The organism is Aquirufa esocilacus, from assembly GCF_042715595.1.
GTDB lineage: Bacteria > Bacteroidota > Bacteroidia > Cytophagales > Spirosomataceae > Aquirufa > Aquirufa esocilacus.
The window spans coordinates 560,787-587,039 of record NZ_JBBKXX010000001.1; the positions used below are offsets into that span (position 1 = coordinate 560,787).

27 protein-coding genes are annotated in these 26,253 nt (G+C 40.5%); 13 read left to right on the plus strand and 14 right to left on the minus strand.

Annotated features, from left to right (window positions below; all coding sequences use genetic code 11):
- Nucleotides 1-157: 157 nt before the first annotated feature.
- Genes SKC37_RS02360 through SKC37_RS02375 form a run of 4 tightly spaced genes read right to left on the minus strand, consistent with a single transcriptional unit; the run spans nucleotide 158 to nucleotide 4,478 of the window.
- Nucleotides 158-1,129: a UDP-glucuronic acid decarboxylase family protein gene (locus tag SKC37_RS02360; protein WP_377979929.1), complete on the minus strand. Its 972-nt coding sequence runs from the start codon at nucleotides 1,127-1,129 to the stop codon at nucleotides 158-160.
- Between the two features lies 1 nt (nucleotide 1,130).
- Nucleotides 1,131-2,441, minus strand: a complete 1,311-nt coding sequence (locus SKC37_RS02365; protein ID WP_377979930.1) for a UDP-glucose dehydrogenase family protein — start codon at nucleotides 2,439-2,441, stop codon at nucleotides 1,131-1,133.
- 4 nt (nucleotides 2,442-2,445) lie between these two features.
- Nucleotides 2,446-4,038: an alkaline phosphatase PafA gene (pafA, locus tag SKC37_RS02370; RefSeq protein ID WP_377979931.1), complete on the minus strand. Its 1,593-nt coding sequence runs from the start codon at nucleotides 4,036-4,038 to the stop codon at nucleotides 2,446-2,448.
- Nucleotides 4,035-4,478, minus strand: coding sequence for a type I restriction enzyme HsdR N-terminal domain-containing protein (locus SKC37_RS02375; protein ID WP_377979932.1), 444 nt, complete (start codon nucleotides 4,476-4,478; stop codon nucleotides 4,035-4,037). The genes pafA and SKC37_RS02375 overlap by 4 nt, the downstream gene beginning before the upstream one ends.
- 68 nt (nucleotides 4,479-4,546) lie before the next feature.
- Between SKC37_RS02375 and SKC37_RS02380 the strand changes: the two genes are divergently transcribed.
- Complete coding sequence (locus SKC37_RS02380; RefSeq protein ID WP_377979933.1) at nucleotides 4,547-5,320, plus strand: AMP nucleosidase; 774 nt, start codon at nucleotides 4,547-4,549, stop codon at nucleotides 5,318-5,320.
- A 37-nt stretch (nucleotides 5,321-5,357) separates the two neighbouring features.
- On the opposite strand, the gene SKC37_RS02385 is transcribed toward SKC37_RS02380, so the two are convergent.
- From SKC37_RS02385 to argS, 4 genes are read right to left on the minus strand one after another with little or no spacing between them, the layout of a single operon-like run.
- Nucleotides 5,358-6,710, minus strand: coding sequence for a tetratricopeptide repeat protein (locus tag SKC37_RS02385; RefSeq protein WP_377979934.1), 1,353 nt, complete (start codon nucleotides 6,708-6,710; stop codon nucleotides 5,358-5,360).
- 33 nt (nucleotides 6,711-6,743) lie between these two features.
- Complete coding sequence (gene menA, locus SKC37_RS02390; RefSeq protein ID WP_377979935.1) at nucleotides 6,744-7,652, minus strand: 1,4-dihydroxy-2-naphthoate octaprenyltransferase; 909 nt, start codon at nucleotides 7,650-7,652, stop codon at nucleotides 6,744-6,746.
- 1 nt (nucleotide 7,653) lies between these two features.
- A complete protein-coding gene (locus SKC37_RS02395) occupies nucleotides 7,654-8,235 on the minus strand; it encodes a glutathione peroxidase (RefSeq protein WP_377979936.1) in 582 nt (193 codons plus the stop codon).
- A gap of 46 nt (nucleotides 8,236-8,281) precedes the next feature.
- Nucleotides 8,282-10,051 (minus strand): arginine--tRNA ligase, encoded by a 1,770-nt coding sequence (gene argS, locus SKC37_RS02400; RefSeq protein ID WP_377979937.1) that lies wholly within the window; start codon nucleotides 10,049-10,051, stop codon nucleotides 8,282-8,284.
- Nucleotides 10,052-10,164: 113 nt separating this feature from the next.
- On the opposite strand from argS, the gene SKC37_RS02405 reads away from it, so the two are divergent.
- Nucleotides 10,165-10,719, plus strand: a complete 555-nt coding sequence (locus SKC37_RS02405) for an L-threonylcarbamoyladenylate synthase (protein ID WP_377979938.1) — start codon at nucleotides 10,165-10,167, stop codon at nucleotides 10,717-10,719.
- Nucleotides 10,720-12,159, plus strand: coding sequence for a CCA tRNA nucleotidyltransferase (locus SKC37_RS02410; RefSeq protein ID WP_377979939.1), 1,440 nt, complete (start codon nucleotides 10,720-10,722; stop codon nucleotides 12,157-12,159).
- 48 nt (nucleotides 12,160-12,207) lie between these two features.
- Here the strand turns inward: SKC37_RS02410 and SKC37_RS02415 are convergent, their stop codons facing one another.
- The 3 genes from SKC37_RS02415 to SKC37_RS02425 form a co-directional block, all read right to left on the minus strand.
- Nucleotides 12,208-12,837, minus strand: a complete 630-nt coding sequence (locus SKC37_RS02415; RefSeq protein ID WP_377979940.1) for an NAD(P)H-dependent oxidoreductase — start codon at nucleotides 12,835-12,837, stop codon at nucleotides 12,208-12,210.
- 167 nt (nucleotides 12,838-13,004) lie between these two features.
- On the minus strand, nucleotides 13,005-13,580 hold the full coding sequence (locus SKC37_RS02420) for a YceI family protein (protein ID WP_377979941.1): 576 nt from the start codon (nucleotides 13,578-13,580) through the stop codon (nucleotides 13,005-13,007).
- A 12-nt stretch (nucleotides 13,581-13,592) separates the two neighbouring features.
- A complete protein-coding gene (locus SKC37_RS02425; protein ID WP_377977899.1) occupies nucleotides 13,593-14,057 on the minus strand; it encodes a MarR family winged helix-turn-helix transcriptional regulator in 465 nt (154 codons plus the stop codon).
- Nucleotides 14,058-14,167: 110 nt separating this feature from the next.
- Between SKC37_RS02425 and SKC37_RS02430 the strand changes: the two genes are divergently transcribed.
- Nucleotides 14,168-14,776 carry a Maf family protein gene (locus tag SKC37_RS02430; RefSeq protein ID WP_377979942.1) on the plus strand — a complete coding sequence of 203 codons (609 nt, stop codon included), beginning with the start codon at nucleotides 14,168-14,170 and terminating at the stop codon, nucleotides 14,774-14,776.
- Here the strand turns inward: SKC37_RS02430 and SKC37_RS02435 are convergent.
- The gene (locus SKC37_RS02435; RefSeq protein WP_130896345.1) at nucleotides 14,769-15,095 is read right to left on the minus strand and encodes a HesB/IscA family protein; all 327 of its coding nucleotides are present in this window, start codon (nucleotides 15,093-15,095) and stop codon (nucleotides 14,769-14,771) included. The genes SKC37_RS02430 and SKC37_RS02435 overlap by 8 nt on opposite strands.
- Before the next feature lie 150 nt (nucleotides 15,096-15,245).
- On the opposite strand from SKC37_RS02435, the gene sufC reads away from it, so the two are divergent.
- Genes sufC through SKC37_RS02465 form a run of 6 tightly spaced genes read left to right on the plus strand, consistent with a single transcriptional unit; the run spans nucleotide 15,246 to nucleotide 19,647 of the window.
- On the plus strand, nucleotides 15,246-15,998 hold the full coding sequence (gene sufC / locus SKC37_RS02440) for a Fe-S cluster assembly ATPase SufC (RefSeq protein WP_223130438.1): 753 nt from the start codon (nucleotides 15,246-15,248) through the stop codon (nucleotides 15,996-15,998).
- Nucleotide 15,999: 1 nt separating this feature from the next.
- Nucleotides 16,000-17,211, plus strand: coding sequence for a Fe-S cluster assembly protein SufD (gene sufD, locus SKC37_RS02445; RefSeq protein WP_377979943.1), 1,212 nt, complete (start codon nucleotides 16,000-16,002; stop codon nucleotides 17,209-17,211).
- Nucleotides 17,212-17,213: 2 nt separating this feature from the next.
- Nucleotides 17,214-18,440 (plus strand): SufS family cysteine desulfurase, encoded by a 1,227-nt coding sequence (locus tag SKC37_RS02450; RefSeq protein WP_377979944.1) that lies wholly within the window; start codon nucleotides 17,214-17,216, stop codon nucleotides 18,438-18,440.
- The gene (locus SKC37_RS02455) at nucleotides 18,440-18,856 is read left to right on the plus strand and encodes a SufE family protein (RefSeq protein ID WP_377979945.1); all 417 of its coding nucleotides are present in this window, start codon (nucleotides 18,440-18,442) and stop codon (nucleotides 18,854-18,856) included. The genes SKC37_RS02450 and SKC37_RS02455 overlap by 1 nt, the downstream gene beginning before the upstream one ends.
- Nucleotides 18,857-18,887: 31 nt before the next feature.
- Entirely contained in the window at nucleotides 18,888-19,199 is a 312-nt protein-coding gene (locus SKC37_RS02460) for an iron-sulfur cluster assembly protein (RefSeq protein ID WP_223131844.1), read from the plus strand.
- 34 nt (nucleotides 19,200-19,233) lie between these two features.
- Entirely contained in the window at nucleotides 19,234-19,647 is a 414-nt protein-coding gene (locus SKC37_RS02465; RefSeq protein WP_130896355.1) for a BrxA/BrxB family bacilliredoxin, read from the plus strand.
- A 65-nt stretch (nucleotides 19,648-19,712) separates the two neighbouring features.
- Here SKC37_RS02465 and SKC37_RS02470 read toward each other — a convergent pair whose 3' ends face one another.
- The gene (locus SKC37_RS02470) at nucleotides 19,713-22,541 is read right to left on the minus strand and encodes a M16 family metallopeptidase (protein ID WP_377979946.1); all 2,829 of its coding nucleotides are present in this window, start codon (nucleotides 22,539-22,541) and stop codon (nucleotides 19,713-19,715) included.
- 77 nt (nucleotides 22,542-22,618) lie between these two features.
- On the minus strand, nucleotides 22,619-24,022 hold the full coding sequence (locus tag SKC37_RS02475; RefSeq protein ID WP_377979947.1) for a tetratricopeptide repeat protein: 1,404 nt from the start codon (nucleotides 24,020-24,022) through the stop codon (nucleotides 22,619-22,621).
- 86 nt (nucleotides 24,023-24,108) lie between these two features.
- Here SKC37_RS02475 and SKC37_RS02480 point away from each other — a divergent pair, with 86 nt between their 5' ends.
- From SKC37_RS02480 to SKC37_RS02490, 3 genes are read left to right on the plus strand one after another with little or no spacing between them, the layout of a single operon-like run.
- Nucleotides 24,109-25,038 (plus strand): Ppx/GppA phosphatase family protein, encoded by a 930-nt coding sequence (locus SKC37_RS02480; RefSeq protein ID WP_377979948.1) that lies wholly within the window; start codon nucleotides 24,109-24,111, stop codon nucleotides 25,036-25,038.
- A gap of 55 nt (nucleotides 25,039-25,093) precedes the next feature.
- A complete protein-coding gene (locus tag SKC37_RS02485) occupies nucleotides 25,094-25,843 on the plus strand; it encodes a MotA/TolQ/ExbB proton channel family protein (RefSeq protein ID WP_377979949.1) in 750 nt (249 codons plus the stop codon).
- Nucleotides 25,844-25,847: 4 nt separating this feature from the next.
- Entirely contained in the window at nucleotides 25,848-26,249 is a 402-nt protein-coding gene (locus tag SKC37_RS02490) for an ExbD/TolR family protein (protein WP_377979950.1), read from the plus strand.
- Nucleotides 26,250-26,253 lie beyond the last annotated feature (4 nt).

The window sequence follows — 26,253 nt, forward strand, 5'->3', positions numbered from 1 at the left end:
GCGCCTTTTTTGTTTGTATAGGAAATAGGTTCCTCTGGACTCTTTTCCTCCGGACTCTTTTCCTCCGGACTCTTTTCCTCCGGACTCATTGACTAAGCCGAGGGTGGCTCCGCCGCTTGAGGTGACTCTTTGACTACTGTTTTAATCCGCTTCGCGACTAAAACTCTTTATGATGCGCCATTCTAAACAAATCGTCCTTACTCAACGACTTGAAATAATCGTAAGTGATCTTCAATCCCTCTGCACGACTCACCTTGGGTTCCCAGCCTAGAATGCTGCGCGCTTTGGTAATGTCTGGTTTGCGTTGTTTAGGGTCATCTGTAGGTAATGGAAGTGAGATAAGTTTCTGCGAGGTACCCGTTAATTTGATGATTTCCTCGCCAAATTCTTTGATCGTTATCTCATCCGGATTTCCAATATTCACAGGTTGAGCATAATCGCTCAATAAGAGGCGATAAATGCCTTCAACTAAATCATCTACGTAACAGAATGAACGTGTCTGAGAACCATCGCCAAACATCGTTAAATCCTCACCACGTAACGCTTGTCCGATGAACGCAGGCAATACACGACCATCGTTTAGTCGCATGCGAGGACCGTAGGTATTAAAAATGCGAATAATACGTGTTTCTAAACCGTGGTAGGTATGATACGCCATCGTCATGGCTTCTTGGAAACGTTTGGCCTCATCATAAACGCCACGTGGTCCTACGGGATTCACATTTCCCCAATATTCTTCTGGTTGTGGATGTACGTTCGGGTCACCATACACTTCGGAAGTGGAGGCAATCAACACACGTGCATTCTTAACGCGGGCTAAACCCAAACAATTATGAATACCTAATGATCCTACTTTTAAAGTTTGAATAGGTATCTTCAAATAATCAATAGGAGAGGCAGGCGAGGCGAAGTGCAGGATATAATCCAATTCTCCCGGAACGTGAATGAACTTGGAAACATCGTGGTGGTAGAACTCAAAGTGTTCTAATTTGAACAAATGTTCGATGTTCTTTAGATCGCCCGTGATTAAATTATCCATAGCGATGACGTGGTAACCCTCTTTGATAAATCGATCACATAAATGAGATCCTAGAAATCCAGCTCCGCCGGTGATTAAAATTCGTTTCATATTAGTGTATGGTTTGGCGGCCAATGGAATAATAGGTGTAGCCTAGTTCCTGCATTTGGTTTAATTCATACAGATTTCTTCCGTCAAAAATGACTTTATTCTTCAATAAGCTATCCATTCGATCAAAGTCTGGCGTTCTGAATTGAGGCCATTCTGTGACGATTAAAAGAGCATCAGCGCCTTCTAAAGCTTCATATGGGGTTTTGGTAAACGTAATTTTATCCCCCATTAATTGCTTTACATGTTCCATTGCCTCTGGGTCATAGGCACTCACAGTGGCTCCTAATTCAAGTAAAGCATCGATATTGTACAAGGATGGTGCCTCACGTATGTCATCGGTATAAGGTTTGAATGCCAAACCCCACATCGCAATCTTCTTTCCAGCTAAATCACCTTTGAAGTGTTTCGCTAGGTGAGGAATGAGTTTTGTTTTTTGGCTTTCATTTACCTGCATTACCGAGTCCAAAATCTTAAACTCATAATCGTTTTCTGCTGAAGTCTTCGCTAGTGCTTGCACGTCTTTAGGGAAGCAGCTTCCTCCGTAACCAATCCCTGCGAACAAGAAGCGTTTCCCGATGCGAGAATCTGTTCCGATTCCTTTGCGCACCTCGTCCACATTCGCACCTACGAGTTCACATAAGTTTGCAATCTCGTTCATAAAGGTGATTTTGGTCGCTAAAAAGGCATTAGCTGCGTATTTTGTTAATTCAGCAGATCTTTCATCCATAAAGATGATGGGATTTCCTTGCCGAACTAAAGGGGCATATAAGCGTGACATTAAGTCTTTTGCACGATCTGATTGAGTACCGATTACCACTCGATCGGGTTTCATGAAATCCTCCACTGCTACCCCTTCGCGTAGGAATTCGGGATTAGAAACTACATCGAATTCGACTGTAGCGTTTTTAGCAATAGCTGCTCTAACTTTATCAGAGGTTCCCACGGGAACTGTACTTTTGTCGATGATAACGGTATAATCTGATAAGATGGGTCCTAAGTCATTCGCCACCTGCAGAATGTATTTTAAATCGGCAGATCCATCCGCGCCTGGAGGGGTAGGGAGGGCTAAGAAAATGACTTTCGCTCCATCAATACCCTCTTTCAATGAAGTGGTGAAATGAAGTCTACCTTCTTGGGTATTTCTTTGGAATAAATCATCTAATCCAGGCTCGTAAATGGGAATTTTCCCTGCCTGCATTTGCTGAACTTTTTCTGCATTGATGTCTACGCAAGTCACTTGGTTTCCTGTTTCAGCGAAACAAGTCCCTGTCACTAAACCTACGTATCCGGTTCCTACAACGGCTATTTTCATATAATTACTGTATTACTTTTCCAATACTTCCTGTGGGTTCGCTAATTTTTAACCAATTGGCTAACGTACTTGCGATATCACTGATATTTGTTCTTTGGCTTATTTCTCTTGGTTTAACATTCCATCCGAAGAAAAGAAGTGGCACGTGTGTGTCATAAGCGTATACGGTGCTATGAGAAGCGCCCGTTTTGTAACCTGAAACCCATTGTGGTCTCAACAAGTACATAAAATCGCCACTTCTTGCTTGGTTGTACCCATTCGTTAAAATTTCTCGGTAAATGGCAGGAATAGGGCTTAGTCCTACTTCTCGCATATTGATGAATTCAGCGACACCGGGTTGGCTTTTAAATGATTTCTCCAAAATTTTACCTACGGCCTCCTTTGAAATTTTGAACTTGTCTAAGTTCGCGTGATTCAAGTAGATTTGGTTATTTTCCACCCCCACGATTAAATTAACATCCCCGAATTCCTTATTCAAAGCCGCTTTTGCATCACTTACTGACTTGCCATTATCAAATGTTCCTCCTGGCATACGTTTGCTATTCAAATAATTTTGATTATCCGCAACGGCATGGTCTGCTGTTAGAAAAACGAGGTACTGATTCTTACCAATTTTGGCATCCAAATAGTCCAAGATATCTGAAATGTCTTTATCTAAGCGTAAATACGTGTCTTCTACTTCAATAGATTGAGGCCCAAACGCATGTCCAACGTAATCGGTTGAAGAAAAACTAAGTGCCAAGAAATCGGTTGTTCCATTCTTGCCTAATTTCTCTTCCTCTAATGCCTTTAGCGCAAAATCTTTCAGTAAGCTATTGCCATAAGGAGTTCTGCGAAATCCTTCTAGCATATTATTTCCTTTTAAATCGTGTGGAAATGTGGACGATTTTTCTGCCCCAATTCTTCCCTCATACGGGCTGTCATCTTCGGCAGAGCGCGTGTAGGTGGTAATGGGATATAACGTGTTCCAGCCTTGGTTTAAGTATTTTTGAGGTCTACCTTCTCCATTGAATTTTTGCACCCAAGTGGGTAATTCTTTCAGATAGAATGTAGAGGAAATCCAAAAACCATCGGCTGAATCATACCAATAGGAGGCATCTGCCGTATGACCACCCGGAATGATAGAGCCGCGATCCTTTAACGAAATGGCGATGGTTTTCGACTTATAATTCTGCGCCATCTTTAACTGATCGGTAATCGTTGAAGTAAAAAGATTGCGCGGTGACATCATGCCTGCTTTGCTTTTGCTTCCTACCGTTTGTACCGTAGAATCATCTACACAATATACTTTTTTGCCTGATGCTACATCGATCCAGTCGTTCTCTACAATGCCATGAATGGCAGGAACTGATCCTGTATAAATACTAGCATGGCCTGCGGCTGTGACTGTAGGAGCGTAATTGTAGTGATTGTCGGTGCAATTAATACCCTCTCTCATCAGACGCTTGAATCCTTTGTCAGAATAGCGGTCGTAATATTTATAGAGGTATTCGTAGCGCATTTGATCTACGACAATACCCACCACTAAGGCTGGTTTCTTTTGTGCTAACGTTGGGAATGATAAGAGTCCTAAGAAAATGAAAAGTAGTTTTTTCATAGATAAGGGGGGAATTCGTTGATAGTTTTTGTTGAATGATGTAAAATGGTATTTTGTAAGCCATTGGTAATGACTAGGTACTCTGCTTTTTGTGTTTTCTGGTATTGGCTAATTTGTTGTAATGTTGTTAAACTAATATCCACCTGCGGCGCTTTGCATTCAATCAACATAAATACCTCACCAGTTGACTTATAAATGCGGATATCCGTTCGTCTATTTAATTTATCTACTTTCATTCCTCCCTCGATTTGGAATAAAGAGGCAGGGTATTTTAAGTAGTTAACCAAATAGTGTAAGCAATGTTGCCTAACCCATTCTTCAGGAGTCAGTAATCGATATTTCTTAGAGATCTCCTCGAAAATGTATAGTTTTCCTTCATTTTTCTTTACTTTGTACGAATAGGCAGGAAAGACTAGGTTTATTTCTGGAGATGTAATCATCTATTCATCGATATAACCTCTAAATTAATCTTTTTGCTTTATTAATTCATCACATCCAAGCGTATAATATGAAAACGAAAGAGGAAATTGTTCAAAATTGGTTGCCGCGCTATACAGGAACGAATTCGGAGGATTTTGGACAGTATATCTTATTGACCAATTTTAAGAATTATGTGGATATGTTCGCGGAGAAATTTGGCGTGGATATAAAGGGTCACGATCGCCCCATGCAGACTGCTACGGCACATAATATTACCATCATCAATTTCGGGATGGGGTCGCCCATGGCCGCTACGGTAATGGATATTTTATCAGCAATTAGTCCGAAAGCTGTCCTTTTCTTGGGGAAATGTGGTGGATTGAAGAAGAATCTAGCCCTTGGGGATCTGATTCTGCCCATTGCTGCCGTTAGAGGGGAGGGAACATCGGATGAATATATGCCTAAAGAAGTGCCAGCTTTACCGTCTTTCCGTTTACAAAGAGCAGTTTCTTCTATGATCAAGAAACACGAATTGGATTATTGGACAGGTTTAATCTATACAACGAATCGCCGTGTTTGGGAGCATGATGAAGTATTTAAAACCTATTTATCAGATATTCGAGCGATGGGAATTGATATGGAAACAGCCACCATTTTCACCGTGGGTTTTAAAAATAAAATTCCACATGGCGCCTTATTATTAGTATCTGATAATCCAATGACCCCTGATGGCGTAAAAACGGATGCCAGTGATAAAAAAGTGACGGCAAATTTTGTCGACAAACACCTCCAAATAGGTATTGATGCCTTAGAAGAATTAGCTAATTCCGGAGAATCCGTTAAACACTTACGGTTTGATTAATCATAAAAAAGGCCTTTAAATTCAAAGGCCTTTTTTATTAGTTACAGTAATCGCGTATTACATTATAAGCTGGAGAATAACCTAATTCACCTGCTTTACTTAAGTCTAAGCATCCTGTAGGATCATTTAGGGCAAGTTTAATAATGCCTCTTACGAAATAAGCATCTGCAAATTTCCCATTTAATTCGATCGCATTATTGCAATCTTGAATGGCATTGCGTTGGTCCCCTAAGCTAGATTTAGCGATACCACGTTGGAAATAAGCAGCTGCATAGGAGGGTTGAAAGGAGATAGCGCGGTTGTAGTCTTCAATAGCGCTTTTTGGGTCCCCTGATTTTGTCTTTGCCAAACCTCGGTGGAAGAACACTTCCGCTCTTCCAGCACTCATATCGCTCATTTTTGTTCGATCTACTAAACCGTTACGAAGTTCGTCTAACTGGATTTTGCCTAATTTAGCGGTATAAAGAATCTTTGCATTTTCATTGTTACCAAACTCAATCGCTTTCGTGAAGTCTTCCATCGCAGCTCGTTGGTCGCCTAATTTTGCTTTGACAAAACCTCGTCCATATACGGCCTCAATTTTTTCCGGATCTAATTCTAAAGCCTTGTTGAAGTCCTCCAGAGCTCCTTTTTCGCCATTTTCCCCTCGGTAATTTTCAAGATAGGCTTTGCATAAGCCAGAGTAATACCACTCATCCGCTTTTTCAGGACTTAATTTCAAGACTTCAGAGAAGTCAGCCAATGCCCCTTTATAGTCAGCCAATTTCATCTTTGCAAAAGCCCGACCCGAAAGGTAATTAGTCCGTTTAGGAGTAATCTCGATAGCTTTGTTATAATCTTCGATACTACCCGCGAAGTCCCCTAATTTTGATTTACTATCTGCTCTTACAGCTAAGGTAGGCGCATAGTCTGGGATTAACTCAAGGGATTTGTTGAAATCAGTAATCGCTCCACGGAAGTTTTCCAATTTGTACTTAGAAATACCGCGGCTTAAATAGGCTGTGCCTTCTAAGGGATTCAATCGAATTGCTTCATTGTAATCTTGAATCGCTAGTGGATGGTTATCTTGTTTGCTATAACTTTGGCCACGCGCCACATAGGCTTCAAAGTAACTAGGCTTTAATTCTAAGGCTTTGTTGAAGTCCAAAATGGCTCCCTGAAAATCTTTTAAATTATACTTAGCGAAACCTCGATTATAAAAGGCGATTGGATTAGGATTTGCTGCTGATTTTTCAATTTCTAAGCTGAAATTTCTCAAGGCATCTGCATAATTACCAGTCTTGTTTTGATTTAACCCAATCTCTAAATGATTGATTTCAGTAGATTGCGCTGTTAAATTTAAACTGCTTGTTGCTAATACAAATACAAGTAGGAATGTATGGAGTTTCATTTCGCTAGGTTTATTCTGTAAAAATAAGCGAAATTACTGGCTTGTTAAAATTTGAATGATTCCGAAAACTAGGATCAAAAATAATGTACGCAGTGCTGTTTTTTTCAAATAGGGATCTATTTGTACGGAGCTCATCCCCGGGTGTAATTCACGGAACAAAACAATGATCGGGTAAATGCCCAAGATGAGCAATTGTTGGTAGCCATTTACCGGAATGCCAGCCGCAAATGGGTAGGCATAAAAACAGGCCATTGCTAAAATATAAAGAGCTTTTTGGTAATAAAACCCATTTATCTTGCCTATTCTTACGGGAATCGAATTCTTGCCTGACTTTATATCATTATCGATATCTCTCAGGTTATTTAAATTTAATACAGCGACAGATAAAAAACCACATCCTGAGGCGGGCAATAATAAGATTAAATTTAAGCTAAATGTTTGTAGGTAATAAGTCCCCATCGTTCCTATTAGACCAAAAAATAGAAATACGGATATATCCCCTAAGCCCATATATCCATAGGGTCTTTTGCCCACGGTATACGCGATGGCTGCGGCGATAGCCGCTAGGCCTAGGCCTAGAAAAGTGCCCCATACTTCTAGTGGAGCATTCTTGAGTCCGAAAAATAATAAGGAGTTACCTGAAAAAAAAGAAAGAACTGCAGTCCAGATAACGGCAGTTCTCATCTCTTGTTGACTAATTTTTCCTGTTTGAACAGCTCTTAAAGCCACTTTACGATCTGCGTTATCGACTCCATTCGAAAAGTCTCCTAGGTCATTCGCAAAGTTCGACAAGATTTGTAATAAAAGGGTAGTTAGGGTCGCGAGAATGGCTATGAGCAAATCAAATTTTCCAGAAGCGTATGCTAAAAAATTACCTAATAAAATACTCCCTAAAGCTAGCGGTAAAGTTCTTGGTCTTGCCGCGTCTACCCATCTATTCATCTTATTTTCCGATCGCAGCTAAAAATTCTGGACTGTTGGGTTTGATGCCTGAAGCAAAGAAGTTTTGTAATTCTCCTTTCTCGTTGATCACGTATTTGCAGAAATTCCAGCTAGGCTCTTTCTCGTTCCAGCCATTCTTAGATTTATCCGAAAGCCATTGGTATAGGTCACATTTTCCTGATCCTTTCACTACGACTTTTTCCATCATTTGAAAAGAAACACCGTAATTTAATGAGCAGAATGAAGAAATCTCTTCGTTTGATCCTGGTTCTTGTCCCCCAAATTCATTCGCTGGAAAACCTAAAATAACGATGTCTTTGTTCTCTTTGTGGAATTTTTCCCAGTCTGCGTATTGTGGAGTGTAACCACATTTAGACGCCGTGTTCAATACGATAATTTTCTTTCCTTTGAATTGAGAGAAATCAATCTCTTTTCCATCGATTCCTTTCATTTTGAAGGAATGGAAGTTCGTAGCTGCTGCTGATATTTCCATTTTTTCTGGTCTGTTTAAGACTGTTTTCTGTGTAAATGGTAGGGCCAAAGCCGTCAATAACGATCCGATTTTCATAAAACTTGCGATCATAATGATGATTATTAAAAGGGTGAGGTAAAGGTATTTACGTTTCAAATTACATTCGATTAGGTGAAACTATACCTAATAACGACGTAGCATGCTGAATTGTTTTTCCAGTGAGCTCAGCTAAGGTAAGTCGAATGTTTCGCTTCACCTCATTTTCCTCTGATAGAATACTCAATTCATTATAGAACTTATTAAAAGTTTTTGCTAAATCGTAGGAATAATTGGCAATCACGGAGGGAGCAAAGTTCGCTGCTGCTTGTGCAATTTGAGCCTTATATTCCCCTAATAAATAAATCAATTCTTGTTCTGATTCGGCTAAGTCTGAATCAATAGAAACAGTCGAAATGGAACCGCCTTTGCGTAGAATAGAACAGATTCGGGCGTGAGTATATTGAATGAAAGGTCCTGTATTTCCTTGGAAGTCGATGGATTCTTCCGGGTTGAATAACATGCGTTTCTTCGGTTCTACCTTTAATAAGAAATACTTCAAGGCTCCTAATCCTAGGTTATGGAATAATTCGTTTGATTCCGCTTCTGTGAAGCCATCGATCTTGCCTAATTCTAAGGTACGATCTTTCGCCGTTTGAATCATTTCAGCCATCAAATCATCGGCATCAACCACCGTTCCCTCTCGCGACTTCATCTTGCCGCTTGGTAAGTCTACCATTCCATAGGAAAGATGAAAGTTGCCTTTTGAAAAAGGCTTGTTTAATTTCTTTAAAATATGGAATAGCACCTCGAAGTGGTAATCTTGTTCGTTACCCACCACATAAACCGATTGATTTGCTTTGAAATCTTCGTATTTTAATTGGGCTGTTCCCATATCTTGGGTGATATAAACGGAAGTTCCGTCCTTACGTAATACCAGTTTTTCATCTAGTCCCTCGGCCTCTAAATTGATCCAAACGGATCCGTCTGGCTTTTGAAAAAATACACCCGCAGCTAATCCTTCGTCTACTAATTGCTTTCCTAACAAATAGGTATTGGATTCGCGGTAAATTTTATCAAAAGAAACGCCCATCGTTTGGTAGGATTTTTCAAATCCTGCGAAAACCCAGGCGTTCATTGTATTCCACAAGTTCATCACCTCTTCGTCGCCTTGTTCCCATTTCAACAGCATTTCCTGCGCTTTTAATAGAATGGGAGCTTGTTTTTTAGCTTGCTCTTCGTCTAAACCATTGGCCTTTAACGCTGCGATTTCTTCCTTGTAAGCTACATCGAAGGCCACGTAGTATTTACCCACTAGGTGATCGCCTTTTAAACCTGATGTTTCAGGAGTCTCCTGGTTGCCAAAAAGCTGGTAAGCCAGCATTGATTTGCAAATATGTATGCCGCGGTCGTTCACTAAGTTCGTTTTGACCACTTCATAGCCACCTGCCGCTAAGATTTGGGCCACAGAAAAACCTAAAAAGTTATTACGTAAATGGCCTAAGTGCAAGGGTTTATTGGTGTTAGGAGAAGAATATTCTATGAGTACTTTTTCCCCTTTTGATTCAATTTGGAATGGATTATTGTCTGATGCCACGCTTGCAAGCAATCCTAACCAAGCAGAATCGTGAACAGAAATATTTAAAAAACCTTGAACAACTTGATAGGCTTTAACGATTGAACAATTCGCTACCAAATACTCACCTAAATCCGTCGCAATAGCTGCAGGAGCCTTGCCAGCTTGCTTAGTGTAAGGGAAAACAACTAAGGTGTATGCCCCCTCAAATTCTTTTTTTGTTTCTTGTAACGCGATTTCGGTTACGTCGATTTGGAAAAGATTTTTTAATCCTTTAGCGAGTTCTAGCTGTATTTGTTGTTGAATTGTTGACATCTAAATGGCTGTAATTTATCAATCTTCAAAGGTAGCTAAATTCGCTCTAAACATTGCTTCTGATGCTCAGAAATGAATAAATTAATCTTACCTTTGCCCTAATTATGCAAAATATGTACCACGAAGCAATACAAACTTTAAAATCAGGAGGCGTGTTATTATACCCGAGTGACACGATTTGGGGCTTAGGCTGTGATGCGAGGAATGATAAGGCGATTGAGGCAATTTTTGAATTAAAGAATCGACCAGCCAATAAGGGTTTGATTTTGTTGATTTCAAAGATTGAACAATTGAGTGAATACGTGGAGCAGGTGCCAGATCTTGCTTGGGATTTAGTAGAATTTGCGGAGGATCCTTTGACAATTATATATCCGAAAGGCAAAAATGTATCTCCCTTATTACTTGGTCCAGACGGTAGCATTGCCATTCGTTTGGTGAAAGATGAGTTCTGTAAAGGGTTGATTTATCGTTACCAAAGAGGTATTGTTTCTACTTCTGCTAATCTTTCAGGGGAACCATCTCCCATTAATTTTGCAGGAATTGCACCATCCATCGTAGCTGGGGTAGCTCAGGTGTTAAAGAATCCAGCAGGGGAGGGGCCGGCGAAAAAGGCGAGTAAAATTGTGCAATTAGGCCTATATGGCGATTATAAGTTAATTAGAGGATAGATGAAAGATGGGATGGAGATTGTAGCAGATCCAATATTCTCCAAAATAGGCTCAGCAGCTGATCGTTTGGGGGTGGATAGTTACGTCATTGGTGGGTATGTGCGTGATGCGATCTTAGGTCGAGATTGCAAAGATATCGATGTGGTTTGCATCGGTTCTGGCATTGATTTAGCCCTAGAAGTAGCCAAAGAATTCGATTTGCCTGAGCACGCGGTGTCTGTATTTAAGAACTTTGGCACAGCTATGATCAAAGTCGATGACTGGGATCTTGAGTTCGTAGGCGCGCGCAAAGAATCCTATAACCGCGATTCCCGCAAGCCCGTAGTGGAAGAGGGGACTTTAGAAGATGACCAAAACCGCCGTGATTTCACTATCAACGCGATGGCGGTTCAATTGAATAAGGCGAATTGGGGCAAATTATTGGATCCATTTAATGGCCTCGATGATCTAAAGGCCAAAATCATTCGCACCCCTTTAGCACCTGGAATTACCTTTTCAGACGATCCACTTCGGATGATGCGGGCGGTTCGATTCGCCGCTCAACTCGGATTTGATATTTTACCTGAAACATTTGAAGCCTTAAAAACAGAGAAGGATCGCTTAGCTATCATCTCGATGGAGCGCATTTCAGATGAGTTGAATAAGATGATTCTCTGCAAAAAGCCGTCTTACGGCTTCCTTTTGCTTGATGCTTGTGAAATTCTCCCCATCATTTTTCCTGAGTTCATGAAGCTAAAAGGCGTGGATACAGAAGATGGAAAGGGGCACAAAGATAATTTTTACCACACCTTGCAGGTTTTAGATAATATTGCCGAAAACACGAATGATCTTTGGTGGCGTTGGGCTGCTATTTTGCACGATATTGCCAAGCCGCAAACCAAACGTTTCGCCCAGGGTAAAGGCTGGACTTTTCACGGCCATGAAGAAATGGGTGCACGTCAAGTACCGAACATCTTCAAACGCTTGAAACTGCCTTTAAACGAGAAGATGAAGCTAGTCCAAAAGCTAGTTCGACTACATCTACGTCCCATTGCTTTATCAAAAGAGGAAATTACCGCTTCTGCCTTGCGTCGCCTTTTGTTCGAGGCAGGTGAGGAATTAGAAGCCTTGATGACATTGTGTCGGGCTGACATTACGTCCAAGAATGGCGACAAAGTCAAACGTTACTTACGTAATTTTGATATTGTTGAGCAAAAACTAAAAGAGGTAGAGGAAAGCGATTCACTTCGAAATTTTCAACCCGTTTTCTCTGGTGAAATCATCATGCAAGTCTTTGATATTGGTCCAGGCCGCGAAATTGGCTTAATAAAAATTGCCATGCGAGAAGCCGTTTTGGAGGGGACTATCAGAAATGAATTGGCCTCTGGTTGGGATTTATTAGTAGAAGAGGGGCGAAAGCTTGATCTTACACCGGTCGTTTCTCTCGCTGAAATTCAATAAAAAAGGCTCCGAATTCGGAGCCTTTTCACATTCTTAGGCAGATGTATATTACAAGTTGATCACTAGATCTTCTTTCGCATAACGAACTTTAGTCGCTGTTGCCATAAAGTCATTCGTTGCATCACGCTCACCTACTGCAAGCATTAATACCGAGTGTAAGCCCATTGCCTCTAATCCTAATAACTCATCTAATTGAGCAGGAATAAATCCTTCCATGGGTGTAGAATCAATTTGTAACTCTCCCGCCGCTGCTAAAGCAGTACCCATCGCTAAATATGCTTGACGTGCAGCCCAATTTCTTTTTGCTTCTACTGGACGACCTAAAAGTGAACCAGCGATTGCTCCACGGTAATCTCCTAGCATATCCACTGAAAGACCACGTGTATCTGCCACTAATTGGATGAATGCATCGATTTGAGCTTCAGTGATGTCATTCCATGCCGCAAATACTAACAAGTGAGATGATTCTACTGCTTGAGGTTGACCATATGCAATCGGTTGAATTTTTGCTTTTAATTCTGGGTTTTCAATGACCAAAATTTTGTATGGTTGTAAACCAAAACCGGAGGCTGAAAGGCGGATTGCTTCTAATAAAGAATCCATTTTTTCTGCGGAAACTTTGTTTCCAGTCATTCTTTTGGCGGCGTAGCGCCACGATAATGAGTCGATTAAAGACATATTGTTGAATGGTGAATGGTAAATGATAAATGTTAAGGCTTATTCTAGAAAATGCCCTGTGATATATCTAAAGTTTAAGATTATAGAGAGGAGAGTAGAGAGAAAATTTTAAAGTGCAATCTCATAAAACATTGTCGTAAGGCAGTTTTAGAGATTGCACTTTGAAATTATTCGCTTACTAATGATACTGTCAAAGCGAAATCATCATAAATCGCCTTGTCACCAATCGAATCAAAGAATTTCTTCGAGCCGTATTTAATGTTGAAGTCAGTACGATCGATTGTAATGTTTGCTTTAGCGTTCAATTTTCCACCTTTAACTGAAATTTCAGCTGGGAAAGTGATTGATTTTGTGATGCCTTTTACTGTCAAGTTACCAGTTACTTGGTTTCCTGCGACTTTAGTGATAACGAAAGTGGCTGTTGGGAATTTTTCTACTTCGAAGAAATCACCTGAAGTGATGTGTCCGATGAATTTTTGGTTGTAACCTGGATCTGTGATATCTAATGCTTTGATGGTTTTCAAATCAATGGTGAAGTTTCCACCGATCAACTTTTTGCCATCAATGTTCAGAGCACCAGCAGAAATACCAACAGTACCGTTGTGCTCTCCAGTTACTTTCTTCGCTAACCAAGCGATAGAGCTAGCTGTCTTGTTTACGTTAACTACTTTCGGTGCAGCTACACCAGCGAAAGTGATTAGGCCTAAAGCCAAAGTTGCAATAACTACTTTTACAGATTTCATATTATTTATTGTTTAATTGTGAGAAAATACGGTTCTAAATTCGTCTAAAATTTGGTTCATTTCTTCGAGCCTCTTAACTCCTAAAGCGTCGAAATGTTTTCCCCAGTCATTTTGGACTTGGTCTACTTGGGTTAATAAATCCAGTCCAGCTGGTAAAATCAATACATCTACAGCTCTGCGATCTTGAGGACATTCGCGGCGTAGGACTAATTTCTTTTCTACTAATTTATCCACAAGTCGTGAGGCATTAGACATTTTGTCTAGCATACGCTCAGTGATGGCTAAAACGGTCATTGGATTTCCTTGTTGTCCACGAAGAATACGAAGTACGTTGTACTGTTGTACCGTAAGTCCAAAAGGTTTCAATAATTCCTGTTGTTGCTGAACGATCCAGTTACCTGTATAGATGGCGTTTACAACGGCTTTAGAAGCTTCTGATGGAAATTTTGATTGTTTTAAATCTTCGGAGATACCCATGTTGAAAATTTGATGTTGTAAAATTAAATGTAATTACATTAAATACAAAGGAAAATATATTTATTTTAACCAAAACCCTGATATTTTTAATTTTTGGGCTATTTTTGAACATGCAGACATCTTTATCCCTTCAATACCCTTTTATTCTTGCTTCTAATTCTCCCCGTCGAAAAGAGATCTTGCGTTCCGCCGGATTCGAATTCTCCGTTTTACCTAGTGATGTGGATGAATCCTTTTCTGCAGACATGAAGCCTCAAGAAGTGCCGGTGCATTTGGCAGAAAGAAAAGCGAATGAATTAGCTAGAATTTCCCCTAATGCCTTAGTGTTAGCAGCTGATACGGTGGTGATTTTAGGAAAGGATATATTGAATAAGCCTCAAGATAAATCGGAGGCAATCTACATGTTGCAGCAATTGTCAGGGAAAACACACGAAGTAGTAACGGGAATTGCTTTACACACACCTCAAGGCTTATTTACGAAGGCAGACTCTGCGCTTGTGAAGTTTAGAGTTTTTGAAGACTGGGAAATTGATTTCTATGTACGCGAAGGATCCTGCTTGGATAAAGCGGGTTCCTATGGGGTACAAGATTTCTTAGGAATGGTGGGAATTGAATCCATCCAGGGCTCTTTTTACACAGTAATGGGATTGCCCATTTTTGACGTGTATCAATTAATGAAACCCTATATTTTAGATGGTAAACAGTTAATGATTAGATAGAAAAACTCTCTCCGCATCCACACGTACGACTTGCGTTCGGGTTTTTGAATTGAAAACCTTTTCCGTTTAAGCCATCAGAGAAGTCTAATTCAGTGCCAGCAAGGTAGAGGATCGATTTCTTGTCTACCATCACTTTTACGCCTTTGTCCTCGAAAATCATGTCGTTTGGTTGAGCTTCTGCAGCAAAATCCAAATTGTACATAAGGCCTGAACAGCCGCCACCTTCTACGGCTACCCGGATGTTGAATTCCTCCGTTAAACCTTCTTTAGAACGTAATTCTTTGATTCTATTGGCAGCTAAATCCGTTATCGTAAGCATGGTGGTCGTATTTTGATGAAAATCTGATACAAAAGTAGCCCTTTTTTTGATAAAAAAAACCTTTATTTAGAGTGAATCTAAATAAAGTCTAGTTTTTCAAAACCATTGGTCTTAATTTTGTGTTTCAATTGCAGATTAAAAACATATACCATGCTTTCAATAAAGAATTTACAAGCGAGAATAGGGGAGAAAGAAATCTTGAAGGGGATTAATTTAGAAATCAAAGCCGGTGAGGTTCACGCTATTATGGGACCCAACGGATCAGGTAAATCGACCTTAGCGTCCGTTTTAGCTGGTCGTGAAGATTACGAGGTGACAGGTGGTTCCGTTGACTTTTTCGGAAAAGATTTACTGGATTTAGCTCCCGAAGAACGTGCAGCAGAGGGTTTATTCCTTGCATTTCAATACCCAGTGGAGATTCCAGGGGTATCTACAACGAACTTTATGAAGTCAGCGGTAAATGAAATTCGCAAATACCGTGGCGAGGAACCCTTGGACGCTGTTCAATTTTTGAAAATGTTCAAAGAGAAGATGAGCTATGTGAATATAGACCAAAGTTTATTGTCTCGTGCCTTAAACGAAGGTTTCTCCGGTGGTGAGAAGAAAAGAAATGAAATCTTCCAAATGGCAGTCTTAGAACCTAAGTTGGCCATTTTAGATGAAACGGATTCTGGTTTGGATATTGATGCCTTGCGTATCGTGGCAGAAGGAGTGAATAAATTGAAATCCCCAGACAATGCGACGATTGTGGTGACACACTACCAACGTCTTTTGGACTACATTATTCCTGATTTTGTACACGTTTTGTACAAAGGAAAGATCGTGAAATCAGGTGGAAAAGAATTAGCGCTTGAATTAGAAGAGCGTGGATATGATTGGATTATTTCAGCTTTAGGAGAATAAGATGTTGTATACAGAATTAACGTCATCGGCTCAGAAAGAGGCTTTAGAGCGTTTTAAGGCCAAAGGATTTCCTACCAACAAATGGGAAGAATGGAAGTATGCGTCCTTGAAATCATGGAATGAAAAAGACCTAGATTGGACTCCTGCTACTTTAAATGAAAATCTTTCAGCGAGTTTACAAACGCAAAATGGGAACACTCGTTTTCATGGTGCATTGCCTGCAGGGGTAGAATTCATTTCATTCGATGCTTTCATAGCTGCCAATCCAGTGTTAGCAGCTACATGGGAGCAGCGTTTACCTATTTTGGATCAGAACTCGTTGTATGATTTAAATACCGCGCTTTCAGTAAATATGCAGGTTTTGTGGGTCAAAGCAGGTGTTTCAGTTGATCAGGTGATTACACACGATTATATTTTATCTGTGGCAAAAGCCTCAGCTATTCAAAGTCGTTTGATCGTCTATCTAGAAGCAGACGCTTCTTTGACTTTAATCGAGCGAGCATTTACCATGGAAGGTTCAGCGGAGGTTTTGTCCAATTTTGTACAAGAAATATATGTGAGTGAGAAGGCGAATTTGACCTATGTAAAGGAGCAAGATTTGGCCCAAAACACGACTCACATCGATCATACGTTTATCACTCAGCTTTCGAATAGTCAGGTTGATTTGTTTACATTCTCCCTGAATGCCGCTTATTTACGTAATAACCTGCATTTCTACAGCGATGGCGAAAATGTGGTTTCGAATCTGAATGGCCTGTACGTGCCAGGAGAAGATCAATTAATGGATTCTCACACGGTGGTAGATCACCGCAAACCGAACTCCGAATCGCATGAATTATACAAAGGCGTGTTACTAGGAAACGCGACTGGAGTGTTCAATGGTAAAATTTTTGTGCGTCCAGATGCGCAAAAGACCAATGCATTCCAAAGTTGTAAAAACGTCCTTGCGTCCACTCGAGCTACGATGAATACGAAGCCTCAATTAGAGATTTGGGCGGATGATGTGAAATGTTCCCATGGAACGACGACAGGTCAATTGAACGAAGAAGCTTTATTCTATTTACGTTCAAGAGGTATTTCTTTAGCGAATGCGCGAACTTTATTGTTACTCGCTTTTGTTCAAGAGGTAATCGATCGCGTAACACACGAGGAAACGAAGTTGCGTTTGACAGATAAAATTATTTCAAAAATCCAGACTTCCTTAGCGATTTAATCATGGCGGAAACATTAAATATAGATCAAATTAGAGCGGATTTCCCTGTTTTACATCAACAGGTGAACAAGGCTCCTTTGATTTATTTTGATAATGCAGCGACCACTCAAAAGCCAAAAGCCGTTATCGATGCGCTTTCAGCCTATTATGAGCAGGATAATGCGAACATTCACCGAGGTATTCACACCTTGGCGGAACGTGCAACAACCGCTTATGAGTTGACTAGAAAAAAGCTAGCGGCCTTTTTGAATGCTCGTTCCACAGATCAGATTATTTTCACTTCGGGGACGACAGCAGGTATTAATTTAGTAGCCCAAACTTTTGGACGCGCTAACGTCGGTAAAGGAGATCAAATCATCGTTTCTAATTTGGAACACCACTCAAACATCGTGCCTTGGCAGATGATCGCGGAGGAAAAAGGGGCAGAGATCAAAGTGATCCCTGTGAGTGATGCCGGTGTTTTAGATATCGAAGCTTATAAAGCTTTATTGAATCCCAAAGTCAAATTAGTCGCAGTCAATCACGTATCTAATGCGATTGGAACGATTAATCCCATTGTTGAGATTATTTCGTTGGCACATGAAGTAGGGGCTAAGGTATTAATTGATGGGGCACAATCTGTCGCGCATTTAGCCGTAGATGTGCAAGCCTTGGATATGGATTTCTTTGTGTTTTCTGCGCATAAACTTTTTGGACCTACAGGCGTGGGAGTGTTGTACGGGAAGCGTGATTTATTAGAGTCTATGCCGCCTTACCAAGGAGGAGGGGAGATGATTAAAGAGGTGAGTTTTGCCGGCACGACTTATAACGAATTACCCTATAAATTTGAAGCAGGAACGCCTAATATTGCAGATGTGATTGCATTTGGAGCTGCTTTGGACTATGTTCAAGCGATTTCAGCAGAAGCATTAGCGGCGCAAGAAGAAGCACTTTTAGCCTACGCAACACAGAAATTACAAGAAATTCCGGGTCTACGTATCGTGGGAACGGCACCAGAAAAGATTGCGGTTATTTCATTCGTTATTGACGGAGTTCACCCACAAGATATAGGCGTTTTATTAGATAAATTTGGTATAGCGATTCGTACCGGACATCACTGTGCGCAGCCATTGATGCAGCGCTATGAGCTAGTTGGGACGTGCCGTGCCTCTTTCGCTTTTTACAATACGTTCGAGGAAATTGATCGATTCGTACTTTGTCTAGAGAAAACTTTACAGATGTTAGGATAATGGAACAGCCAATAAACGAAATTCAAGAGGAATTAATTGAAGAGTTCGGTCTTTTTGAAGATTGGGCGGATAAATACGAGTATTTAATAGACTTAGGTAAGAAGTTAGCGCCTATGTCAGATGCCTTTAAAACGGAGGATAATGTGATCAAAGGCTGCCAAAGCCGCGTTTGGTTACACGCCGAAAAGCAAGGCGATTTAGTCGTTTTTCAGGCGGATTCTGAGGCCATTATCGTAAAAGGAATGATATCGATGTTGATTCGGGTTTTGTCGAATCACACGCCAGCGGAGATTTTAGCCGCTGATTTATACTTTATCGAGCAAATTGGGATGAGCCAGCATTTGGCCCAAACCAGATCAAACGGATTAGTTTCCATGGTAAAACAAATGCAACATTATGCGTTGGCCTTCTCTTAAGCGATTATTTAGTATGGAAAATTCAAGTCAAATGAATGAGGTAGAATTAAAGGAAAAGGTGGTTAAGGCGATTAAAACTGTCTATGACCCAGAAATTCCAGTAGATGTGTACGAGCTCGGATTAATCTATGAAATCAAGATTTTCCCTGTGAATAACGTGTATATCTTGATGACCTTAACATCACCCTCTTGCCCATCTGCAGAAAGCATACCGGTGGATATTGAGAAAGCCGTTCGGGAGATTGAGGGAATAGCAGAGGTTTCTGTTGAATTAACATTTGATCCTCCTTATGAGCAGGATATGATGTCTGAAGTGGCCAAATTAGAACTTGGTTTTATGTAATTGCGTTTAATTTTAAATCTAAAATAGTATATATATGTATCCAGAACATTTAGTACATCCTATGCGGATGGATATCGTTGCCGGTGGTTTCCAAGAATTGAAGTTAGCTTCAGAAGTAGAAGACGTAATGGCTAAGCCAGGAACAACCTTGGTATTTTTTAACTCAGTTTGTGGATGTTCAGCTTCTACAGCTCGTCCAGGCGTAAAACACGCGGTAGCTTCATCAGCTAAGAAACCCAATCAATTAGTAACGGTTTTCGCTGGTGTAGATCCTGAAGCGGTTCAAAAAGCACGTGAGTATACCTTGCCTTATCCTCCATCATCTCCATCCATTGCTTTGTTCAAGGATGGCGAGTTAGTTCATTTCGTAGAGCGTCACCACATCGAGGGTCGTTCAGCAGATATGATTGCTGGTCACTTAGAAGGTGTATTTGACGAGTTTTGTTAATATCAATACCATAAAAAAGGGAGCTTCCATCAGGAGCTCCCTTTTTTATGTCCTTTCAGAAAGGATTATTGCTTAGGCGCACCGCCCATCGCTCCTGATTCTGAATTACTATTTTTCGCTTTCTCAGCCATTTTCTTTGCAGCACCCTCATAGTCACCTGCTTTAATGAAGGACATCTTCAATAAGTCGATTGATTTTTGAGTAGCCTCTTGAATTTGTGCTGGAGTTAAGCTCTTCACTTTGTTTTCTAATTCTTCAGACCATTTCATATTACGGCCTAAGAACAAGTTGCTGTTCAAGCTTCCTACTAAAGCATTGTCTTGAGAACGCGTCACTTGACGAGATTGTAACCAAGATTTTTTCGCTTCGTCGATCTCTTTCTGAGTGAAACCTTCTTTCAATACTTTCTCAATTTCCTCTTTGAAAGCAGACTCAAGTTTCGCTAAATTCTCTGGAGCATAAATAGCGTAGCCGATGAAGGCACCACTTTGGTCTAAAGGACTAGCCACGAATTGAGAACCTACACCGTATGACAAACCGTCTTTTTGACGAATACGGTTCATTAAACGAGAGCTTAAGCCGCTACCACCCCCTAACATATAGTTAGATAATTCTAAGGCAGCATAATTTGGATCGCTATCTGAGATTTTCAAAGGCTGATAAGCTAAGAAGAATGCATTTGCTTTATCTGGTGTTTCGATGGAGATCGCCTTGCCACCTGTTTCTTTGAATACCTCTGCCACACGTTTGTAAGGCTTCGGAGACTTCCAGTTAGCAAATTCAGCTGTAATTAAATCTTTCAATTCTTTTTCATCAAAATCACCTACTGCAGAAAATGTTGCATTAGATGCGCCATAGAAGTTCTTGTAGAAATTAACAGACTCTTCTAGTTTTACCGCGCCATAATTAGCGATTTGTTCTGCCATAGTAGGTTGGTAACGAACGTCCTTCTTATCATAGTGACCAGCTCTTAATTGACCTAATGCTTCTGAACCTTTCGCTTGTGGCTCACTTTTTTGGCCTTCGATAGCGGTTAAATTCTCTTGCTTTAATTTTTCGAATTCAGCTGATGGGAAAACGGGTTGCTTTAATGCTTCAGCCACTAATTTCATTGCTGGGATTAAATTCTCGCGCGTTGTCTCAATAGAAACGTTTGCTTGGGTGGCACCACCTGAAATACTTACACGCGCTTTCAACTTGTCTAATTCGTCTTGGAATTGTTGACGCGTGTGTTTGGCTGTTCCTTTTGTTAACATGTCAGCTGCTAAGTCAGCCGCTGTCACAGTTCCCATTAATGATTTTTCATCACCAAAACGTAAAGTCATACGAGCATAAACGGAATTACCACGTGTTTTCTTTGCTAATAGCGCTAATTGAACTCCACCGATTTTCTCCGTCTTCGTGCGTGCATCAATGTTTGCTGGAGATGGATCAAAAGCCTCACCTTGGCTAACTGCTGCTTTAGGCTTGAAGTCTTTTAAAATCGTAGCTACGTCTTTTGCTTCAGGAATCTCAGCACGTACTGGTTTTTCTGTAGGATAGAAAGTGCCTGATGTTCTATTAGACGATTTGAAGTAAGCTGCTGCCACACGCTGAATATCCTCAGGAGTTATTTTCTCTAATTGATTACGTGTGTGGAATAATAAACGCCAGTCGCCTTGAGCGATGTATTCTGATAAACCTACGCCCACACGTTGTGCGTTATTTAGTAATAACTCGATATTCTTGATGCCCTTCGTTTTGATACGATCGACTTCTTCCTTAGTTGGAGGAGTTTTGGCAAAATTCTCAATGGTGTTAAACATGATCTGACGAACAGAATCCACTGATTTCTCTTTTAAAACTTCCGCGCCGAAATAAATCAACCCCGGCTCCTTTAATTGGAATGAGAATCCAAACTGGCTACTTGCTTTCTTCGTATCAATTAACGCCTTGTATAAACGTCCTGATGGTGCATCTGTCAATAAATCAGCCATCACATCTACAGCCACATAATCCGGGTGTAAGCCAGAAGGAATATGGTAGGCCATACCTACTACTTGTACATCACCCACGCGGCGAAGAGACACTTCTCTTTCTCCATCTTGTGTAGGTTCAGCCGTGAAAGTAGGCGTTAAAACACGCTCAGGACGTGGAATAATGCCAAATTTCTCGTTGACTAACTTTAATGTTTTAATTGGGTCAAACTTACCTGCCACTAACAAAACCGCGTTATCTGGCTGGTAGTATTTACGGTAATAAGCTTGTAAGTTTTCGATAGGCACTTTTTCGATGTCAGAACGAGCACCGATAGTGGAGTTACCATAGTTGTGCCATAAGAAAGCCGTAGAAACGATTCGCTCCATTAAGACACTACCTGGATCATTCTCGCCACGTTCGAATTCGTTACGAACAACTGTCATTTCGGTTTCTAATTCGCTCTTCGCAATACGTGAGTTGATCATACGATCAGCCTCCATATCTAAAGCCCAATCTAGATTTTCATCTGTTGAAGCGAATGTTTCGAAATAGTTCGTGCGATCTAACCAAGTGGTTCCGTTGAATTGAGCACCATGATCAGAGATCTCTTTCGCTACTTCTTTGTGTTTTTCTTTTGTTCCCTTGAACACCATGTGTTCTAACAAGTGGGACATACCTGTTTCACCATAACCCTCGTGACGAGAACCTACTAAATAGGTGATGTTAACGGTAATTGTTTGCTTCGATGGGTCTGGAAATAATAATACTTTTAAGCCGTTGGCTAATTTGTATTCCGTAATTCCTTCCGCTTCCGTTACCTTTTCGGGTATAGGAAGGCTAGCGGATGCCTTTTGTGTGGTTGGAGTGGGTTTAGGCTGAGCCATTGCAGGTTGCAATAGACAAAGCAGTAAACCCGATAGAATAATTTTCTTCATAGGGTATTTTGTTTTGAGAATCGAAAATTAAAAATTTATTAAATCTGAGGTACTGATAAAATGATGAACGGCAAAAATTATTTCTTGTACTGCTGAATTAACTTATATATCGCCTTTTGTGTTTCCATATTGGGGAAATATTCGAAAATAATTTCATGCTTATCGTAATCAAGAAGAAGACCAGATTCTAAAAAATGAAAGGCTTCTTTAAATTGCCCCGCTTTGATTAAAAAGATAGCCGCACGGTAATACAGGTCTGCTTCCTCTGGAAGTTCATCGATGGCAGAAAGCATAATTTCTGCACACTTTTCGAAATCATTCAAATCATAGTGCAATTGTGCCCATTTGACCCAAGTGGGAGCGAAGAAGGAGTCTAGGTCAACGGATTTGGCATAAGCCTCGTCAGAAGAAACCGGATTGCCTAAATAAGCCTCTACATCCGCTAAACCTGTCCAATACAAGGGATTCGTATCGTTTAATTTCAGTGCTTTCTTTAGAAAATGTAAGGCTTCAAACCACTTGTCCAGTTCAGTCAAGCAAACGGCTAAACCATAATAGCCTTCATCCCAAAGAGGGTCCACCTTAATTGCCTCCTTATAATGGGTTAATGCCTCGTCAAAACGACGTTGACGTTCGATACTAGCACCTAAACAACAATAGAGTTCCGGATTCGGATCGTCATATTTTAAGCAAAGTTGATAGGATTCCTCCGCCTTAGCATACTCCTGAATATTCATGTAGGTATTCCCTAAATTGAATAAAGAGGAGCCAAACGTAGGTTCAATCGCCAAAGAATATTCATAGGCATCGATGGCCTTTTCAAATTGCTTTAGCTTCGAATAGGCGATGCCCAAATTATACCAAGCCGTAAAAGAAAAAGGATCAGCATCAATGAATTGCTTATAATAGGGAATACTCTCTTCGATTTTGCCTATTTCATCTAAGCAATTTGCGAGTTCCACTAGCGCGTTTTCATTTTCTGAATTCAGCTCTAAACACTTCTTTAACATGTCTACCGCCTCCCGGGGTTTACCCCAGGCTTGGTAACTTAAGCCGATACGGAAATAGACCTCGTCTTTTTCTTCCGTACGGTCTAAAGATGCTAGAAATAGTTGGATGGATTCTTCGTGTTGCCCCATTTGGCTTAATAAATAGCCTTTAACAAGGGTTAATTCGATATCATTGGGGAAAAGTAAGATGGCATTTTCAATTAATTCCATCGCCTCTTCCGGCTTCTGCATTTCACCTAAGATTTGTGCTTTCAGGGTGATTAATTCCAGCGAATAACTGTAATGACTCAGGCCTAAGTTGACAGCCTCTAATGCTTGGTCAAAACGCGATTGAACAAAGTAGTGTTCTGCGATTTGCTCCAATGTCTCTGCATCGAAAAACGCGTTTTCTTGCTGATTCAACATGTTCTCGTACCGTTGAACGGAAGATTGTATGTCTTCTTTATTCTCGTCGAATTCGGGATCTAGCATTTAGTAGGATACATTTCTACTAAAATAATGAATAATATTTATTCTTGAACGCCTTTTCGGCTTATTTTTGTTCCAAACAACTCATAATGTCAAAAATCTGCGCAATTGCGGACCTAGGTACGAATACCTTTCAATTATTGATTTCTCCTCTAGCTGATTTCCGGGTGGAGGATCATTTGCAGCGACCGGTCGGTTTAGGTATGGGGGCAATGGAGGAGGTGTTTTTACAACAGGATGCGATGGATCGGGCCTTAGTTTGTTTAGCAGAATTTAAGCAGGTTTTTTTGGCCAAAGGTGGGGATCTAACTGATTTTTATGCCATCGGGACAAGCATTCTGCGCCGGGCCTCGAATGCCGGAATGTTCCAAGAGAGTGTTTTGAGCGAATTAGGGATTCAAATACGCATCATCAATGGAATCCAAGAGGCTGAATATATTTATACGGGTATACGAAATTCTTTGCCGGATCGTTGGGAGAAAACGAGTTTAGTGATGGATATAGGTGGGGGAAGTGTAGAGTTTATTTTATTTATAGGTCATAAGGTACTTTATCGCGTGAGTTTGGAATTAGGTGGCTTACGTTTGAAATCACTTTTTTCTGTAGATAACGAGTTTAACCTAGCTATTCTACCTGATTTAGACGCGTATGTTTCGAAGGAAATGAAACCACTTTTGGAAGCTTGCGCTGAGGCTAAACCAACTGTTTTGATAGGAGCTGCGGGGGCTTTTGAAACAATATTGGATTTAGAGAATAGACCTGGGCTGACACCTGCGTCCTGTGAGATAAATTTGAAAACGTTTTTTTTGCACAAGACAAATTTAGATGCCTTGCGTTATGAAGAGCGGGTGGACTACCCTGGTATGAAAGCTTTTAGGGCGAGTATTTTCCCTTACGCGACATTTTTAGTGGATAAAGTTCTGCGGGAATTAGGGATAAAGGAACTTTGGTTTTCGTCGTATAGTTTGAAGGAGGGATTTTGGTTTACAGAACTCCAAAATCAAGCAAATCGACCGTAGTATTTGAAAAAAAAATTGTAAACTTGTAGTAAATAAGATTAATCAAACTCATCATATGGCTTTTTCGCTAGCAACTATTTTACTTCAGGCGGGCACAGTGACCGTCGATTCTACTGCAGCTTTGGCAGATTCTATCGTTAATTCAGCTCCTGTTCAAGAAGTTACGAAAAAAGTGGTGGAGGAATTTTCTGTATTAGACTTATTAGGAAAAGGGGGATATGTGATGTATCCAATCGGTTTCTTATTCGCTGCAGCAGTATTCTTGTTTATTGAGCGGTATTTATATATCCGTAAGACAGCAAGATTAGATGAAGATTTTTTACACAAGATTCATGACATGTTGCAGGCAGGAAACGTGCAAGGTGCCATTAATTTCTGCAAGTCGACTTCTTACCCAATTGCTAAGTTATTAGAGAAAGGATTGTCGCGCCTTGGTTCTCCCATTCGTGATATTGAAGCGGCGATTGAGAATAAGGCCAAAGTGGAGATCTACAATATGGAGAAGAACCTAGGTATCCTGAGTGCCATTGCTCGAATTGCTCCCATGTTTGGTTTCTTAGGTACAGTAACGGGTATGATTCGTACTTTCCATAATATTTCGATCTCGAATAAAATTGATATTTCAACGATTGCAGGTGGTATTTACGAGAAAATGGTGACTTCCGCGTCTGGTTTAATCGTGGGTATTATTGCGTATGTATTGTATACTTTATTGACAACAATGATCGATCGTACGATCAATAAAATGGAAATTACAGCGATTGATTTCTTAGATATTCTTCACAAACCAGCGTCTAAAGCCTAATTCGATGAACTTCAGAAAAAGAGCCAGAGAAGCATCAGAAGTTGAAACAGGAGCCCTAGCGGATATTCTTTTCTTTCTATTGATGTTCTTTTTAATGATTTCGACGTTAGCTTCCCCAGATGCCATCAAGTTGCTTTTGCCAGAAACAGCAAAACCAATGCCTACTCCTGCAAATGAAGTGATTCGTTTGACGGTAGACGAACAACTAAATTATTATATTGATGACCGTCTAGTCGATGTGGCTAATTTAGAGTCAGAATTAACCAGAGAAGCGACTTCTAAAAAGGCGGTTACTTTAGTGGTTCGAATGGATCGAAACCAAACAGTGCAAGAATTAACGAACATCTATGACCTGGCAGCTAAATTGAAATTGTCTATGGTGATGGCTGCGGAAAAGAAAAAGTAAAAAT

What these genes read in the sequence shown, in the direction of transcription:
- SKC37_RS02435 (WP_130896345.1), bottom strand. Translation starts at nt 15,095, where the DNA reads ATGCTTACGATAACGGATTTAGCTGCCAATAGAATCAAAGAATTACGT.
- SKC37_RS02430 (WP_377979942.1), top strand. Translation starts at nt 14,168, where the DNA reads ATGCAGACATCTTTATCCCTTCAATACCCTTTTATTCTTGCTTCTAAT.
- pafA (WP_377979931.1), bottom strand. Translation starts at nt 4,038, where the DNA reads ATGAAAAAACTACTTTTCATTTTCTTAGGACTCTTATCATTCCCAACG.
- SKC37_RS02405 (WP_377979938.1), top strand. Translation starts at nt 10,165, where the DNA reads ATGTACCACGAAGCAATACAAACTTTAAAATCAGGAGGCGTGTTATTA.
- sufC (WP_223130438.1), top strand. Translation starts at nt 15,246, where the DNA reads ATGCTTTCAATAAAGAATTTACAAGCGAGAATAGGGGAGAAAGAAATC.
- SKC37_RS02475 (WP_377979947.1), bottom strand. Translation starts at nt 24,022, where the DNA reads ATGCTAGATCCCGAATTCGACGAGAATAAAGAAGACATACAATCTTCC.
- SKC37_RS02470 (WP_377979946.1), bottom strand. Translation starts at nt 22,541, where the DNA reads ATGAAGAAAATTATTCTATCGGGTTTACTGCTTTGTCTATTGCAACCT.
- sufD (WP_377979943.1), top strand. Translation starts at nt 16,000, where the DNA reads ATGTTGTATACAGAATTAACGTCATCGGCTCAGAAAGAGGCTTTAGAG.
- menA (WP_377979935.1), bottom strand. Translation starts at nt 7,652, where the DNA reads ATGAATAGATGGGTAGACGCGGCAAGACCAAGAACTTTACCGCTAGCT.
- SKC37_RS02410 (WP_377979939.1), top strand. Translation starts at nt 10,720, where the DNA reads ATGAAAGATGGGATGGAGATTGTAGCAGATCCAATATTCTCCAAAATA.
- SKC37_RS02455 (WP_377979945.1), top strand. Translation starts at nt 18,440, where the DNA reads ATGGAACAGCCAATAAACGAAATTCAAGAGGAATTAATTGAAGAGTTC.
- SKC37_RS02415 (WP_377979940.1), bottom strand. Translation starts at nt 12,837, where the DNA reads ATGTCTTTAATCGACTCATTATCGTGGCGCTACGCCGCCAAAAGAATG.
- SKC37_RS02385 (WP_377979934.1), bottom strand. Translation starts at nt 6,710, where the DNA reads ATGAAACTCCATACATTCCTACTTGTATTTGTATTAGCAACAAGCAGT.
- SKC37_RS02365 (WP_377979930.1), bottom strand. Translation starts at nt 2,441, where the DNA reads ATGAAAATAGCCGTTGTAGGAACCGGATACGTAGGTTTAGTGACAGGG.
- SKC37_RS02450 (WP_377979944.1), top strand. Translation starts at nt 17,214, where the DNA reads ATGGCGGAAACATTAAATATAGATCAAATTAGAGCGGATTTCCCTGTT.
- SKC37_RS02465 (WP_130896355.1), top strand. Translation starts at nt 19,234, where the DNA reads ATGTATCCAGAACATTTAGTACATCCTATGCGGATGGATATCGTTGCC.
- SKC37_RS02425 (WP_377977899.1), bottom strand. Translation starts at nt 14,057, where the DNA reads ATGGGTATCTCCGAAGATTTAAAACAATCAAAATTTCCATCAGAAGCT.
- SKC37_RS02375 (WP_377979932.1), bottom strand. Translation starts at nt 4,478, where the DNA reads ATGATTACATCTCCAGAAATAAACCTAGTCTTTCCTGCCTATTCGTAC.
- SKC37_RS02485 (WP_377979949.1), top strand. Translation starts at nt 25,094, where the DNA reads ATGGCTTTTTCGCTAGCAACTATTTTACTTCAGGCGGGCACAGTGACC.
- argS (WP_377979937.1), bottom strand. Translation starts at nt 10,051, where the DNA reads ATGTCAACAATTCAACAACAAATACAGCTAGAACTCGCTAAAGGATTA.
- SKC37_RS02480 (WP_377979948.1), top strand. Translation starts at nt 24,109, where the DNA reads ATGTCAAAAATCTGCGCAATTGCGGACCTAGGTACGAATACCTTTCAA.
- SKC37_RS02490 (WP_377979950.1), top strand. Translation starts at nt 25,848, where the DNA reads ATGAACTTCAGAAAAAGAGCCAGAGAAGCATCAGAAGTTGAAACAGGA.
- SKC37_RS02395 (WP_377979936.1), bottom strand. Translation starts at nt 8,235, where the DNA reads ATGATCGCAAGTTTTATGAAAATCGGATCGTTATTGACGGCTTTGGCC.
- SKC37_RS02360 (WP_377979929.1), bottom strand. Translation starts at nt 1,129, where the DNA reads ATGAAACGAATTTTAATCACCGGCGGAGCTGGATTTCTAGGATCTCAT.
- SKC37_RS02420 (WP_377979941.1), bottom strand. Translation starts at nt 13,580, where the DNA reads ATGAAATCTGTAAAAGTAGTTATTGCAACTTTGGCTTTAGGCCTAATC.
- SKC37_RS02460 (WP_223131844.1), top strand. Translation starts at nt 18,888, where the DNA reads ATGAATGAGGTAGAATTAAAGGAAAAGGTGGTTAAGGCGATTAAAACT.
- SKC37_RS02380 (WP_377979933.1), top strand. Translation starts at nt 4,547, where the DNA reads ATGAAAACGAAAGAGGAAATTGTTCAAAATTGGTTGCCGCGCTATACA.